The following is a 14,599-nucleotide window of genomic DNA, read 5'->3' as shown; positions in this document are numbered from 1 at the left end:
CTACGCCACCAGCTAAAACCCACACCACGACCAGCTAAAACACCCACCACACACCGAAGGGCCGGACCCCACCACCGGGGCCCGGCCCTTCGCCATGTCCAGAAGTCAGTGTCCACGCGGCCTCGCCACGCTGAACGAACTCGATGAGTCTTCCGACCCGGGTCACCTCACCCGCGAGCCACCGACCGGACAAAGCCCCGACCACAGCAGGCCACTCCACTAACCGCATTACGGGTCCTTTGGAGCTGATGTCGTAGACGAATCAGGGCATGGCCGACCGACTGCCCGACCAACCGAGTCAAGCCAAGCCGAGCCGAGGCCAGGCCCATGCGAGATCGGTAAGTTCCGGGTGGTGTTCATCGCCGGTCCGAGCCCAGAACTGCCGTCGTCGAGCTGCCGCGCCGCTGCCTACATGTGCGACACGCCGAGGCCGAGGCCGGGCTCAAGCCCAGCCCAGGGCAAGCCCAAGCCGAGGCCAAGCAAACCCGAGCCCGAGCCCGAGCCCGAGCCGAAGCCCAGCCCAAGCCCAGCCCAAGCCCAAGCCGAGCCCAAGCCCAAGCCAAAGCCGAGCCGAGCCCGAGCCGAAGCCAGAGCCGAGCCGACCCGAGCCGGTGATTCGTTCACGACATCAGCTCGATAGGGCGCCTGACCCACATGTCCAGCCGCTGCGACGAGCCAGCGTTCGGCGGGATGTTCCGCAATGCGGCTCCGCCCGACCGCGCCCGCGCCCGCGACCGCGACCGCGACCGCGACCGCGCCGGGGGCCTCACCCGACCCCGCGGGCCTAGCGACTCGGTTGGCGAAGGGCTCAGCCGCCGGAGTCGTCCATCTCGGCACCCTCGGGCACCGTGTCGTCGTCCCGGCTGGCCAGCCAGCCGTCCGGCAGGGCGACTTTGCCCGGCGAGTTGGTGCGCCCGCGTGGCTGACCCAGCGCGGTGATCGGGAACGGCTCGGTCGGGTCGAGTTTGCCGAGCAGGTCGTCGAGCTGGGCGAGGCTTTCGATCATCGCGAGCGAGCGGCGCAGCTCGCCGCCGACCGGGAAGCCCTTGAGGTACCAGGCGACGTGCTTGCGAAAGTCGGTGCAGCCGTCGCGTTCGCCCCGGGCCGGGTTGCGGGCGCCGACGGTGAACTGGTCGACCAGCAGCTCGGCGTGCCGGCGCATGGTCGCCGCCACCTCGCCGAGGGTGGGCAGTCGCCGCTCCGACCGGCCGTTGAAGGCCGCCTCCAGGTCGGCGAAGAGCCACGGCCGGCCCAGGCAGCCGCGCCCGACCACCACGCCGTCGACGCCGGTGTGCGCGACCATCCGCAGCGCGTCGTCGGCCTCCCAGATGTCACCGTTGCCGAGCACCGGCACGTCGAGGGCCTGCTTCAACGTGGCGATCGCGTCCCAGTCGGCGGTGCCCGAGTAGCGCTGCGCAGCCGTCCGCCCGTGCAGGGCCACCGCGGCCACGCCGGCGTCCTGGGCGGCCAGCCCCGCTTCGACGTACGTCAGGTGGTCGTCGTCGATGCCCTTGCGCATCTTGACCGTGACCGGCACCCCGGCCGGCGACGCGGCGGCGACCGCGGCCCGCACCAGTCGCGCGAAGAGCCGGCGGCGCCACGGGAGCGCCGCGCCGCCGCCACGCCGGGTGACCTTGGGGACCGGGCAGCCGAAGTTGAGGTCGATGTGATCGGCCAGGTCGCGCTCGACGACGATCCGCACGGCGGCGGCGGTGATCTCCGGATCGGTGCCGTAGAGCTGGAGGCTGCGCGGCTTCTCGTCGTCGCCGAAAGCGATCATGCGCAGTGTCTTCGGGTTGCGTTCGACAAGCGCCCTGGTGGTGATCATTTCGCAGACGTAGATGCCGCCGCCCTGCTCACGGCAGAGCCGGCGGAACCCGACGTTGGTGATCCCGGCCATCGGGGCGAGCACCACCGGCGGCCACACCTGGTACGGCCCGAGAGTCAACGGCCGCAGCACGGGCATGGTCGAGGCAGTCACCGGACAAGTGTACGGGCCCCGACCGGCGCTCATCGCGTCGGCCGAGGCCCGGTGCGCGGCGTCTCAGCAGCCGGGGAGGCGCTCGATCAGGTAGCGCTCGACCTGGTCCAGGGAGACCCGCTCCTGGGCCATGGTGTCCCGGTTGCGCACCGTCACGGCGTTGTCGTCCAGCGTGTCGAAGTCGACGGTCACGCAGAACGGGGTGCCGATCTCGTCCTGCCGGCGGTAGCGGCGGCCGATCGCCTGCGAGTCGTCGAACTCCACCACCCAGCGCTTGCGCAGCAGCGTCGCGAGGTCCTTGGCCTTCGGCGACAGCGCCTCGTTACGGGACAGCGGCAGCACCGCCACCTTGACCGGGGCGAGCCTCGGGTCGAAGCGCATCACGGTGCGCTTGTCCACGCCGCCCTTGGTGTTCGGCGCCTCGTCCTCGTCGTACGCCTCCAACAGGAAGGCGAGCACGGCGCGGGTCAGACCCGCAGCCGGCTCGATGACGTACGGCATCCAGCGCTCACTCTTGCTCTGGTCGAAGTACGACAGGTCGACGCCGGAGTGCTTGCTGTGCGTGGAGAGGTCGAAGTCGGTGCGGTTGGCGACCCCCTCCAGCTCGGCGAACTCGGTGCCGCCGAACTGGAAGCGGTACTCGATGTCCACGGTCCGCTTCGAGTAGTGCGAGAGCTTCTCCTTGGGGTGCTCGTAGAGCCGCAGGTTGTCCGCCGACAGGCCGAGGTCGAGGTACCAGTTCCAGCGCTCCTGGAGCCAGTACTCGTGCCACTGCTCGTCGGTGCCCGGCTCGACGAAGAACTCCATCTCCATCTGCTCGAACTCGCGGGTGCGGAAGATGAAGTTGCCCGGGGTGATCTCGTTGCGGAACGACTTGCCGGTCTGCGCGATGCCGAACGGCGGCTTCTTGCGGGCGACCGTCTCGACGTTCTTGTAGTTGACGAAGATGCCCTGCGCGGTCTCCGGGCGCAGGTAGTGCAGCCCCTCGTCGCTCTCCACCGGGCCCAGGTAGGTCTTCATCAGGCCGTTGAACATCTTCGGCTCGGTGAAGGTGCCCTTGTTGCCGCAGTTGGGGCAGTTCAGCTCGGCGAGCGAGGTGAGCGGCTTGCCGTGCTTCTCGGCGTACGCCTCCTCCAGGTGGTCGGCCCGGAACCGCTTGTGGCAGAACTGGCACTCGGTGAGCGGGTCGACGAACTCGGCGATGTGGCCGGACGCCTCCCACACCTTGCGGGCCAGGATCACCGCGGAGTCGAGGCCCACGACGTCGTCGCGCTGCTGGACCATGGTCTTCCACCACTGCCGGCGGACGTTCTCCTTGAGCTCCACGCCGAGCGGGCCGTAGTCCCACGCCGATCGGGTGCCTCCGTAGATCTCGCTGGAGGGGAAGACGAAGCCTCGGCGCTTGGCGAGGCTGACGACGGCGTCGATACGGTCTGCTGGCATGTTTCCTCCTACGCCGGCTGGCGGTCGGCGGGGGCGAGATATGGATGGAACGGTCAGTTCAGGGCAACGGTACGACCACCGCCGCCCCAAGCCCAGCAGAATACCGGGGGCGGGTCAGCTGACCCCGCAGACCTCCACGCCCCCGGTCTGCCCGTCCTGGCCGAGGCTGACCTGCTGCTGCTCCCGGTCACCACCGGCGAGCGTCACGTCGACCGGCACGGTCAGGTTGGTGGTGTCCACCTCACCCACCCGGAACGCGGTGACCTGGGGTTCGACGGAGGCACGCCGTTCGAACTCGGGCCGGGACTCACGCCGCTGCGCGTCGTCGCAGAGCTGGTCGTACGCCCGCCCGTAGTTGCGCTCGACCAACGCCTGGTAGTAGTCACCGGTCACGGTGCGGGCCTGCTCGCGGATCGCCTGCACCCCGGTGACGGCCAGGCCGACGACGGCGGTGCCGCCCCCGCCACAGCAGAGCGCCACGGCGAGCGCGCCGACGCCGAGGCCGATCCATAGCCGGGTCCGGCGGCCCTCGGTGGGCGGCGCGGCGAACGGCGGAGCCACCCCGGGACCGGGTGGCGGGGCGGGTGCGGTCATAGGAGCAGCGTAGTGTCCAGCCGCTCAGCGGTAAGGACCCGCAGCCCGATCACTCTCGGCGATCACCACCGCCCCGCCGGAGGCGGCGGTGGCCAGCGCCTCGTACGCGGAGGGCTCGTCGACCGACTCGGCGAGCAGCGGGACGGCGCTGACCTTGACCTCGAAGGCACCCAGGGCCCGCCGGTACGTGCCGACCGACTCCCATTCGGTGACCAGTGACCAGTACCGGGGGTCGTCGAGTGCGCGGACCAGTTGACCGCGCAGGTAGCCGGGGCGGGCGGCCAGCGCGGTGAGGGCGGCGTGCGCCCGCTCGGTGAAGTCGTCGGCGGCGTCGACGTCGACCACGAACCGGTTGGTCACCAGCAACGGGGGTGCCTCCTCGTAGAGTCTGTGGGATGCAGCGTACGCAGCGCCCTCTGCTCGCCCGGCTGGCCGGGGCGAACCCGACGTCGGTGTTCCTGCTCACCCTGGTGGTGGTGCTGGTGGCGTTCTTCACGCCCGGGGTGGTCGGCGCTCTGCTGACGCTGGCGCTGGCCGGGGTCCTGATCGCCCTGTTGGCGACGACCTGGGCGGTTCAGGCGCCGCAGACCCGGCTGATCCGGCTGGTGATGTTGACCCTGCTGGTGGCGGTGGGCCTGGCGAAGCTGCTCTGACATGCAATCATGCGTTTTTGACAATCATTATCGTTGCCACGGACAGTTGAGGACATGACCAACCGCGCCACGTACCGTGTCCTCGCCGCCGCCACCACCGCCCTGCTCGCCCTGGGCGCGGGTGCCGGCTGCTCCACCGGTGGTGCCGCCGGCGCCGATCCCCAACGAGTCGACGTGGTGGCCGCGTTCTACCCCCTCCAGTTCCTGGCCGAGCGGATCGGCGGCGACGCGGTCCGGGTGACCAACCTGGCCAAGCCCGGTGCCGAGCCGCACGACCTGGAACTCAACCCGAGCCAGGTCGGTCAGGTCTCCGACGCGGAGCTGATCGTCTACCTCAAGGGTTTCCAGCCCGCGGTCGACGACGCCGTCGCCCAGAACGGCGGCGACCGGGCGTTCGACGTGACAGGCGTGCAGGCGCTGTTGGACGCGACCGCCGGCGGGCACGACCACGAGGGCGAGGAGGGGCACACCGAGGACAGCGGCGGCAAGGACCCGCACGTCTGGCTCGACCCGACCCGGCTGGCCGGGATCGGCGACCAGCTCGCCCAGCGGCTCGGCAAGGCCGACCCGGAGCACGCCGCCGACTACACCGGCCGTGCCGCCGCGCTGCGCGCCGACCTGACGACGCTGGACGACGAGTTCCGCACCGGTCTGGCGACCTGCCAGCGGCGGGAGATCGTGACCAGCCACGCCGCGTTCGGTTACCTCGCCGACCGGTACCAGCTCGACCAGGTCGGCATCACCGGGCTGAGCCCGGACGTCGAGCCCTCGCCGCAGCGCCTCGCGCACGTGATCGAGGAGGCGAAGGAGCATCAGGCCACCACGATCTTCTTCGAGACGCTGGTCAGCCCGAAGGTCGCCGAGACCATCGCCGGTCAGGTCGGCGCGAAGACCGCCGTGCTGGACCCGATCGAAGGACTCGCCGCGGGCAGCGACGGGGACTACCTTTCGGTCATGCGTACCAACCTGCGGACCCTGCAGACGGCCTTGAGCTGCTCGTGACCGCACCTGTCATCACCGTCGAACACGGGGTGGTCGGCTACGACGGCCGCCCCGTGCTCCGCGACGTCTCGTTCACCGTGACCGCCGGCGAGGTGGTCGCGGTGCTCGGCGCCAACGGCTCCGGCAAGTCGACCCTGATCCGCGCCGTGCTCGGGCTGGTGCCGCTCAGCGCCGGCTCGGTCACCCTCTTCGACCGGCCGGTGCGCCGGTTCCGGCAGTGGGCGCGGAGTCGGGTACGTCCCGCAGCGGCTGGGCGCCGGCGGCGGCGTACCGGCCACCGTCCGCGAGGTGGTGGCCTCCGGCCGGCTGGCCCGCCGGGGGGTGCTCCGTCCGCCGGGTCGAGCCGACCGGGCCGCCGTGGACGCCGCACTGCACGCGGTCGGGCTCGCCGACCGGGCCGGTGACCCGGTGTCCACGCTCTCCGGCGGTCAGCAGCAGCGCACCCTGATCGCCCGGGCGCTGGCCGGCCAACCCGAGTTGCTGGTGCTCGACGAGCCCACCGCCGGGGTGGACGCGGCCAGTCAGGAGGCGTTCGCCGGCGCGCTGCGCGACTTCGTGGCCGACGGCGGGACGGTGCTGCTGGTCGCGCACGAGCTGGGCCCGCTGCGGCCGGTGATCAGCCGGGCGGTCGTCGTCCACGAGGGTCGGATCGCGCACGACGGCGCGGTGCCGGACCCGGCCGGGCATCACGCGGAGCCCGACCACGACCACGTGCACCCGCACTGCTACGACGAGCCCGCCGGGCTGTGGAGCAACTGACCATGGAACTCTTCCAGTACCCCTACATGCAGCGTGCCCTGATCGGTGCGTTGGTGATCGGCCTGGCCGCGCCGGCGCTCGGCATCTACCTGGTGCAGCGCCGGTTGGCGTTGATCGGCGACGGGGTGGGACACGTGGCGCTGACCGGCGTCGGGGCCGGCCTGCTCCTCAACCGGTCGCCGGTGCTGGTCGCGGTGATCGCGGCCACCATCGGCGCGATCGCCATCGAGGTGGTTCGCGCCCGCGGTCGCACCTCCGGTGACCTGGCCCTGGCGCTGCTCTTCTACGGCGGCATCGCGGGCGGCGTGCTGCTGGTCGGGCTCTCCGACGCGACCAGCGCGAACCTCAACGCGTACCTGTTCGGGTCGCTGACCACCATCTCGCCCGCCGACCTGACCACCATCGGGGTGCTCGGTGCGGCCATCCTGATCACGATGATCGCGTTGCGGCCGGCGCTCTTCGCGGTCAGTCACGACGAGGAGTACGCCCGGGTCTCCGGCCTGCCGGTGCGCACCCTGAACCTGCTGATCGCGGTCGCCACCGCGGTCACCGTGACCATTGCCATGCGGGCCGTCGGGGTGCTGCTGATCAGCGCGCTGATGGTGGTGCCGGTCGCCACCGCCCAGCAGGTCACCCGGGGCTTCCGCAGCACCATGGCCGCCGCGATGGCGCTCGGATTCTTCGCCGCCGGCTCGGGTGTCTGGGTGGCGGCCACCGCGGACACCGCGCCGGGCGCCTCGGTGGTGCTGGTGGCGATCGCCTCCTTCCTGGTGGTGGCCGTGGCCGGCGGCGGCTGGCGGGCACTGCGCCGGCGGACCACACCGACGGCCGCGGCAACACCGGAACCGCACGAGGTCGTGCTGAACTGAGCCTGATCAGCGGGGCGTCGGTGGTATTGGTTACCGTTGCGCAATGACCAGCGCGACGGGCTATGACGGGTTCGACGGGGCAAGCGAGTTGCTCCGCGCCCTCTCCGCGCCCATCCGGCTGGCCATCGTCAGCGAACTGTCCGGCGGTGAGCGGTGTGTCCACGAGCTGGTGGAGAAGCTCGGCGCGCCCAACCACTGGTCTCCCAGCACCTGCGGGTGCTGCGCGGAGCCGGTGTGGTGCGCGGCTCCCGTCGTGGCCGGGAGATCGCGTACAGCCTGGTCGACGAGCACGTCGCGCACATCGTGGCGGACGCGGTCAGCCACGCCGGGGAGGGATCATGAGCGAGAGCGGCGCCGCGGTGCGCAACACCCGGCAGCGCTCGGCGGTGAGCGCGTTGCTGGGCGAGATGGAGGGTTTCCACAGCGCGCAGGACCTGCACGCCATGCTGCGCCAGCGCGGCGAGCGAGTGGGCCTGACCACCGTCTACCGCACCCTGCAGGGGCTCGCCGACGCGGGTGAGATCGACGTGATGCGTCCACCGGGTGGCGAGCACCTCTACCGTCGGTGCAGCGAGGGGCACCACCACCACCTGGTCTGCCGGGCCTGCGGGCGCACGGTCGAGGTGGCTGGCCCGGCGGTGGAGAGCTGGGCCGACCGGGTCGCCGCCCAGCACGGCTACGCGGACGTCAGCCACACCCTGGAGATCTTCGGCACCTGCCCGGCCTGCGTCCGCTGACCGGGCTGGCAGCGTGACGGACCTTCAGTTCCTGCCCGACGACCGCCGGCAGGGCTGCCGGCGTTTGGCCACCGATCGACGGGTGCCGGGGCGGGGCCGTTCGTGACACGCTGGCCGGCGTGAAAATCTACGCCGATCGGTTTCCGACCGCCGCCCGTCAGCTCGTCACCGACCTGCTCGTCGTCGCCTGGGTGTACGCGGCGATCCGCGGCGCGCTGTGGCTGCACGACCTGGTGCAGAAGCTCGCCGTACCCGGACAGAAGTTGGAGGGCGCGGGCACCGGCCTCGCCGACAACCTCGCCGACGCCGGCGGCAAGGTTCGTCGGGTGCCGCTGGTCGGTGACGAGTTGACAGCGCCCTTCCGGCAGGCCGCCGACGCCGCCCGGGGGCTCGCCGACGCCGGCCGCGACCAGCAGCACCTGGTCGACCAACTGGCCCTCGCCCTCGCCGTCGCGGTGCTGATCTTCCCGCTCGGCCTGGTGCTCTTCGGTTGGCTGCCGCTGCGAATCCGCTGGATGCGCCGGGCCGGTTCGGCCGCGAAGCTGGCCGTCGGGCCGGCCGGCCGGGACCTGCTCGCCCTACGCGCGCTGGCCACCCAGCCGCTGAACCGGCTGAGCCGGATCGGCCCGGACGTGGCCGAGGCGTGGCGGCGCGGCGACGACGCCACCGTCGACGCCCTGGCCGCGTTGGAGCTGCGCCAACTCGGCCTGCGCGGCCGGGGCCGCTAAGGTCGTCGGGTGTTCTACTTCCTCGTCGTCATCGCCGTCCTGCTGCTCGGCTACGCCGCTGTTCTGGTCTCCTTCGTCCGCCGGGGCAGGCGGATCCCACCGGCGGCGTACCTGGCCCTGGCCGGGCTCAACGGTCTGATCCTGGCGGGGGTGCTGGCCTGGGCCGTCTCCCGCTGAGCACTGGCCGGGGGCGGCCGGCACGACAGCGGGCCCGCACCGGGCAGGCAGCCGGCCGGCGGGGTCACGGCTTGGGCGGGATGCGCCGGCGCACGTCGTCGGCGGTGGACGGGCCGGGCGCCCAGCGGGCCACCCAGGGCAATTCGTCGGGCGGGGTGACGATGCCCTCCTCGAGGCCCGCGTAGCGACCGGCGAGGATCCGCTTCGCGGCCGCGGTGTCGACCGGGTCGGTGTTGTCCCAGAGCGCGGCGAAGAGGGCGTCCGCTCGCACCCGAGCCTGCCGGCAGAACAGGTCGGCCAGCTCGACGTTCTCCGGGCGCGTGTCCCGTTCGGCCCAGGCGCGCACGCAGACCGCGGACATCGCGAACAACTCGGCGCCGATGTCCACCACCCGGCCGAGGAACGCCTGCTTGCGTTCCATCTTGCCCTGCCAGCGGGACATCGCGTAGAACGTCGACCGGGCCAGCTTGCGCGAGGACCGCTCGACCTGGCGCAGGTGCGCGGCGAGCGGCCCGAACTCGGCGTACGCCGAGGGGCGCTGCCCCCGACCCACGGCCAGGGTGGGCAGCCACTTCGCGTAGAAGACACCCGCTCGGGCACCGGCTCGAGCCTTGCGGCCCAGCCCGGCGTCCGGGTCGATGATGTCGCCGGCCACCGACAGGTGGGCGTCGACGCCTCCCGCGCGATCAGCAGGTGCATGATCTCGGTGGAGCCCTCGAAGATCCGGTTGATCCGCAGGTCGCGCAGCATCTGCTCGACCGCCGCCGGGCGTTCGCCACGGGCGGCCAGCGAGTCGGCCGTCTCGTAGCCGCGGCCGCCCCGGATCTGGATCAGCTCGTCGGCGATCTTCCAGGCCATCTCGCTGGCATACAGCTTGACCAGCGCCGCCTCGATCCGGATGTCGTTGCGGTCGTCGTCGGCGAGCAGGCAGCACAGGTCGAGCATGGTCTCCATGCCGTACGTGGTGGCGGCGATGAAGGAGAGCTTCTGCGCGACGGCCTCGTGCTCGCCCACCGGCCGACCCCACTGGACCCGGTCTGCGGCCCACTCCCGGGCCACGTTCAACGCCCACTTGCCGGCGCCCACACACATCGCCGGTAGCGAGAGCCGGCCGGTGTTCAGCGTGGTCAGGGCGATCTTCAGCCCCTTGCCCTCGCCGCCGATGACGTTCTCGGCGGGCACGAACACGTCGTGGAACCGGGTCAGGCTGTTCTCCAGGCCGCGCAGCCCGACGAACTCGTTGCGCCGCTCGACGGTGATGCCCGGGCTGTCGCCCTCCACCACGAACGCGGTGATCCCGCCGCGACGCCCCTGCGCCGCCGGCACCCGGGCCATCACCACCAGCAGGGTGGCCACGGTGCCGTTGGTGGCCCAGAGCTTCACCCCGTTGAGCCGGTAGCCGGTGCCGTCCTCGGTCGGCTCGGCGACGGTGGCCAGCCGGGCCGGGTCGGAGCCGACGTCCGGCTCGGTGAGCAGGAACGCGGACACCTCGCCGGCGGCGAGCCGAGGCAGGAAGCGCTGTTTCTGCTCGGCGGTGCCGAACATCTTCAGTGGCTGTGGCACACCGATCGACTGGTGTGCCGAGAGCAGCGCACCGATGGCCGGGCTGACCGAGCCGGCCAGCATCAGCGCCCGGCAGTAGTGCAGGTTGCTCAGCCCGAGCCCGCCGTACTTCCGGTCGATTTTCATGCCGAACGCGCCGAGGTCGGCGAGGCCGTGGAAGACCGAGTCCGGAATGGACGCCTCGCGTTCGATGGCCGCGCCGTCCACCTCGGAGGTCAGGAAGGCGCGGAACCGACCAAGGAACTCCTCGGCGCGGGCCACGTCGTCCGGGTCGGACCGGGGCCACGGGTCGATCAGGTCGAGTCGGAACCGGCCGAGGAACAGCTCCCTGCCGAAGCTGGGGCGGTCCCAGGTGGATTCGCGAGCGGCCTCGGCGACCTGCCGGGCCTCCCTTTCGGACACCTGCCCGGCCTCCGCCGGCAGCGGCGCGGCGACACCGGCGCCCGGTGCGGTGGCCTCGGGCTCAGGGCCGTCGGGTGCTGGTCGGCCGTCCTGCGTCGTGGTCACGGCTGCCCCCTCGAACCTCGATGCGGCTGCGTCGACGTGCGCGACTACCACCACGCTACCCCCGAGTGTTACCCGGGGGTAGCGCTCCGTGCGGACGGGCCCGGTCAGCGTCCGCTGGTCGTGTCCGGGTCGTCGTCGTCATCGTCGATGTCGTCCTCGCCCCAGTTGCGCCGGGCGAACGGAAGGATCACCCAGAAGGCGAGGAACCAGATGCCGGCCAGTGCGCTGAGCACGAAGGCGATCGGCCGGTCCAGCACGAAGTCGGTGATCAGCAGCACCGCGCTGACCATCGCGATCAGCATGAAGGCGAGACCGCCGCTGGCCATCCGGTGCGCGAAGCGGACCAGCTCCGGCTTGCGCCCCTGCCGGAACAACGCCCGGTGGAACGCCACCGGCGAGATGATCAGTGCGGTGGCGGCGGCCGCCGCGAGCAGCGCGACGATGTAGACGTCCCGCTGGAACTCGCTGGTCCGGGTGAACCCGTTGCTGAAGGGCAGGGTGAGCAGGAAGGCGAAGAGGATCTGCACGCCGGTCTGGGCGACCCGCAACTCCTGCAACAGGTCGGCGAAGTTGCGCTGCCAACGCTGCTTCTCGGTCTCCTTGGACACGCGCTACCTCCGGTGAGACGCTACTGCCGGCGGTCCCGGCCGCCGGCAGCAACGCCAATGCCCCACCCGGCCGAGCGCGAAACAGGTTCACGACATCTGCCGTTCATCGTGGCGACGCGAGTTGGCCACCGCGGCCCGTGCTGGCCCCCGGCACCAGCAGAGCGCTGACCGAGCCGCTGCCCGGCGAGCGGGAGCACCGCGCCAGCGGCGTCAGGACCCGCGCCGGATCCGGCCCGCGTACCGAGCTTCCAGCTCGTTGTTGTGCGCGTCGCCGTCCGGGATGTTCGCCGACAGGTAGACCGGTGGCCGCTCCCCCGCCGCCAGCAACCGCGCCACCACCTCCACTGTCACCTGCTGGGCCAGCAGCGCCGCGGTGATCGAGGAGACCGCCCCGACCGCGCCGCCGCCGGGCAGCGGCAGCGTCGCGTCCCCGTACGGCGCGCCGTTGTCGAGCACCACGTCGGCGAGGTCGCTCAGCTTGCGCCCGGACGGGTGCCGGGAGGTCATCCGGCCGGAGTGCTGCGCCGAGGTGATCGCCACCAGCCCGTGACCGTGCTCCTTGACCAGGGTGGCGAACTCCACCATCGCGCCGTTGACCCCGGAGTTCGAGGCGAGCACGAAGACGTCGGTGGGCCGCACCGGAGCCAGCTCGTAGAGGCGGTGCGCGACCGACGGGTCCCGTTCCAGCAGCGGACCGAGCCGGTCGGCCGGTTCGCCGCCGAGCAGCACCAGGTCCCGTAGCGCGATCCGGTTGGTCGGCACCAGGCCACCGGCCCGGCCGGCGATCTCCATCGCGAGGGCTTCCGAGTGCCCAGTGCCGAACGCGTGCACCACGCCGTCGGCGCGGACCGCCTCGGCGATCAGGTCGGCGGCCCGCCCCACCGCCTCCCGCTGACTGGCGGCCACCCGACCGATCGTCTCGGTCACCACAGCCAGGTAGTCCTCTGCACTCACCGTCATGCGTCCTCCGTTCTCCGATTGCGGGCCAACCAGCTGACCGCGAAGTCGATGGCCGCCCGCTGGCGCATCAACCTGCCGGTCCCGACGCCGACCGGGCCGGTGCGTACCGCCCCGGTGGCCGCCAGGTCCACACCCAACGCGTCGGGGCGTACACCCAGCAGGTGTGGCTGCGCGGCGATGGAGCGCCGGGCGCCCGGACTGCCGGCCACCGGCACTCAGGCCGTCCCGGCGGTTCGAGCCAGGATCGCCTCGGCGAGCGGGCCGGGCGCCGCGTCCGGAATCCAGTGGCTCACCCCGGGCAGCGACACGAAGCGGTAGTCCCCGGTGACGTTCGCGGCGCACGCCTCGGCCGCGGTCCGGCCGATGGCGACGTCCCGGTCACTCCAGACGTACGTGGTGGGCACCCCGACCGGACCGACGCCGGCCAGGTCGGCGCGGGACATCGCCCGGTACCAGTTCAGCGCGGCGGTGAGCGCCCCCGGCTCGCACATCGGGTCGGCGTACCGGTTCACCCGGGCCGCGTCGCCGACTCCGCCGAGCAGTTTGCGCAGCGCGATGGCGTGCCAGGCGAGCAGCACCTTCTCCGCCTTGTCCGGCTTACGGAACAGGGTGATGTACGACGAGCGGGCCTTCTGTTGGCTGTCGGTGGACAGGGCGTGCGCCATGGCCGCCGGGTGTGGCACGGAGACCGCGGTCAGCGTGTGCACCCGCTCGGGGTGCCGGGCGGCGACCGCCCAGGCCACGATCGCGCCCCAGTCGTGGCCGACCAGGTGGACGGTGTCCAGCCCGAGCGCGTCGAGCACCGCGACCGCGTCGGCGACCAGCTCGGGAATCCGGTAGTCGGCCACCGCCGTGGGCCGGGCCCCGGGCGAGTAGCCCCGCTGGTCCAGCGCGTACGTGCGCAGCCCGCCCGCGTGCAGCGCCGGCACCACGTCGTCCCACTCACCGCTGTGCTGGGGGAAGCCGTGCAGCAGCAGGACGGGTACGCCGTCCGGCGGACCGCTGACGGTCACCTCGAACGTGAAGCCTCGCGCGTCAACCCGCATGATCGAGAGCGTACCCAGTCGGCGGCGGGCCGGTCGCCGCCGCAGGTCAGGCGGGTGCCCTGCTGGGCCACCGGCCCGGTTCGGTGTTAGCGTCAGCGAGACAACTTCATATCCGACAGGGGAGCGCACAGCGCTGAGAGTGCGGGCACGCCCGCAGACCCTCGAACCTGATCTGGGTAATGCCAGCGCAGGGAGTTCGGTCGACCTCCAGCCGCGCCGCAGTCCGGTGCCACCGGGCGCGGCGTGCGTCTTCTCCTGGTTCTCTTCCTAGAACTGGGAGCACAGCATGGACAACACCACCAACCGTTGGCGAACCATCGACATCGTGGTCGCCTCGGTGATCGCTGTCGCCTTCGGCGTCATCTTCTGGGCCTGGGGGCTGGTCTGGAGCGCCACCGAGGGCGCGTTCGCGTTCTTCCCGCCGGCGCAGACGGTGCTCTACGGCGTGTGGTTGATGCCGGCGGTGATCGGTGGGCTGGTCATCCGCAAGCCCGGCGCCGCGCTCTACTGCGAGACGGTGGCCGCGGTCCTCTCCGCGCTGCTGGGCAGCCAGTGGGCCGGCACGGTGATTCCGCAGGGCATCGTGCAGGGCATCGGCGCCGAGCTGGCGTTCGCCGCCTTCCGGTACCGGTCGTTCCGGCTGCCGACCGCGGTGCTGGCCGGCGCGTTGACGGGTCTCAGCGCCGCGCTGTTCGACTTCTTCGTCTGGAACGTCGACTACGCGCTGACCGACTACCGGATCCCGTACGCGCTGCTCACCATCGTCAGCGCCACCGTGATCGCCGGCCTCGGCGGCTGGTTGCTGACGAGGGCCCTGGCCAACACCGGCGTCCTGGACCGCTTCCCCGCAGGCCGAAACCGCGCCCTGATCTGACCCCAGCCACTCGCGTCGATCATGAGGTTGACGGGTGGATGGATCTTCATAACCACCGTCAACCTCATGATCGACCGTGCAGGGTGGGGGCGGGGGAC

General features: G+C 71.7%; 14 protein-coding genes, 3 pseudogenes and 1 riboswitch. Of the genes and pseudogenes, 8 read left to right on the top strand and 9 right to left on the bottom strand.

What is annotated here, in order from left to right; genetic code table 11:
• Positions 1-808: 808 nt before the first annotated feature.
• From dusB to JM949_RS25200, 4 genes are all read right to left on the bottom strand, one after another.
• Positions 809-1,966, bottom strand: coding sequence for a tRNA dihydrouridine synthase DusB (gene dusB / locus JM949_RS25215; protein WP_203150768.1), 1,158 nt, complete (start codon positions 1,964-1,966; stop codon positions 809-811).
• Between the two features lie 78 nt (positions 1,967-2,044).
• Positions 2,045-3,424, bottom strand: coding sequence for a glycine--tRNA ligase (locus JM949_RS25210; protein WP_203150767.1), 1,380 nt, complete (start codon positions 3,422-3,424; stop codon positions 2,045-2,047).
• Between the two features lie 114 nt (positions 3,425-3,538).
• On the bottom strand, positions 3,539-4,018 hold the full coding sequence (locus tag JM949_RS25205; RefSeq protein ID WP_203150766.1) for a hypothetical protein: 480 nt from the start codon (positions 4,016-4,018) through the stop codon (positions 3,539-3,541).
• Between the two features lie 24 nt (positions 4,019-4,042).
• Positions 4,043-4,384: an antibiotic biosynthesis monooxygenase family protein gene (locus JM949_RS25200; protein ID WP_203150765.1), complete on the bottom strand. Its 342-nt coding sequence runs from the start codon at positions 4,382-4,384 to the stop codon at positions 4,043-4,045.
• A gap of 29 nt (positions 4,385-4,413) precedes the next feature.
• On the opposite strand from JM949_RS25200, the gene JM949_RS25195 reads away from it, so the two are divergent.
• The 7 genes and pseudogenes from JM949_RS25195 to JM949_RS25165 all read left to right on the top strand — a co-directional run bounded on the left by JM949_RS25195 (position 4,414) and on the right by JM949_RS25165 (position 8,766).
• Positions 4,414-4,671, top strand: a complete 258-nt coding sequence (locus JM949_RS25195) for a hypothetical protein (RefSeq protein ID WP_203150764.1) — start codon at positions 4,414-4,416, stop codon at positions 4,669-4,671.
• Between the two features lie 54 nt (positions 4,672-4,725).
• Entirely contained in the window at positions 4,726-5,673 is a 948-nt protein-coding gene (locus JM949_RS25190) for a metal ABC transporter substrate-binding protein (RefSeq protein ID WP_203150763.1), read from the top strand.
• A pseudogene (locus tag JM949_RS25185) lies at positions 5,670-6,432 on the top strand (metal ABC transporter ATP-binding protein). The gene JM949_RS25190 and the pseudogene JM949_RS25185 overlap by 4 nt, the downstream one beginning before the upstream one ends.
• 2 nt (positions 6,433-6,434) lie before the next feature.
• Positions 6,435-7,301, top strand: a complete 867-nt coding sequence (locus tag JM949_RS25180; RefSeq protein ID WP_203150762.1) for a metal ABC transporter permease — start codon at positions 6,435-6,437, stop codon at positions 7,299-7,301.
• Between the two features lie 43 nt (positions 7,302-7,344).
• Positions 7,345-7,643: pseudogene (locus JM949_RS25175) on the top strand (ArsR/SmtB family transcription factor).
• Positions 7,640-8,038: a Fur family transcriptional regulator gene (locus tag JM949_RS25170; protein ID WP_203150761.1), complete on the top strand. Its 399-nt coding sequence runs from the start codon at positions 7,640-7,642 to the stop codon at positions 8,036-8,038. Before JM949_RS25175 ends, JM949_RS25170 begins: the two are co-directional and overlap by 4 nt.
• Positions 8,039-8,157: 119 nt before the next feature.
• Entirely contained in the window at positions 8,158-8,766 is a 609-nt protein-coding gene (locus JM949_RS25165) for a hypothetical protein (protein ID WP_203150760.1), read from the top strand.
• Between the two features lie 241 nt (positions 8,767-9,007).
• On the opposite strand, the pseudogene JM949_RS25155 reads toward JM949_RS25165, so the two are convergent.
• The 5 genes and pseudogenes from JM949_RS25155 to JM949_RS25135 all read right to left on the bottom strand — a co-directional run bounded on the left by JM949_RS25155 (position 9,008) and on the right by JM949_RS25135 (position 13,627).
• Positions 9,008-11,013 (bottom strand): annotated as a pseudogene (locus tag JM949_RS25155) (acyl-CoA dehydrogenase family protein).
• Positions 11,014-11,117: 104 nt separating this feature from the next.
• Positions 11,118-11,621, bottom strand: coding sequence for a DUF6328 family protein (locus JM949_RS25150; RefSeq protein ID WP_203150758.1), 504 nt, complete (start codon positions 11,619-11,621; stop codon positions 11,118-11,120).
• Between the two features lie 210 nt (positions 11,622-11,831).
• Positions 11,832-12,581, bottom strand: a complete 750-nt coding sequence (locus JM949_RS25145; RefSeq protein WP_203150757.1) for a sugar isomerase domain-containing protein — start codon at positions 12,579-12,581, stop codon at positions 11,832-11,834.
• Positions 12,578-12,790, bottom strand: a complete 213-nt coding sequence (locus JM949_RS25140; protein ID WP_238433840.1) for an AAC(3) family N-acetyltransferase — start codon at positions 12,788-12,790, stop codon at positions 12,578-12,580. The genes JM949_RS25145 and JM949_RS25140 overlap by 4 nt, the downstream gene beginning before the upstream one ends.
• Before the next feature lie 6 nt (positions 12,791-12,796).
• Complete coding sequence (locus tag JM949_RS25135) at positions 12,797-13,627, bottom strand: alpha/beta fold hydrolase (RefSeq protein WP_203150756.1); 831 nt, start codon at positions 13,625-13,627, stop codon at positions 12,797-12,799.
• A gap of 107 nt (positions 13,628-13,734) precedes the next feature.
• Positions 13,735-13,839, top strand: a riboswitch (TPP riboswitch).
• Between the two features lie 74 nt (positions 13,840-13,913).
• Here JM949_RS25135 and JM949_RS25130 point away from each other — a divergent pair.
• A complete protein-coding gene (locus JM949_RS25130; RefSeq protein ID WP_203150755.1) occupies positions 13,914-14,501 on the top strand; it encodes an ECF transporter S component in 588 nt (195 codons plus the stop codon).
• Positions 14,502-14,599 lie beyond the last annotated feature (98 nt).

This window comes from Micromonospora tarensis (genome assembly GCF_016803395.1).
Lineage (GTDB): Bacteria > Actinomycetota > Actinomycetes > Mycobacteriales > Micromonosporaceae > Micromonospora > Micromonospora tarensis.
This window is presented reverse-complemented; position numbering and strand designations above follow the sequence as displayed.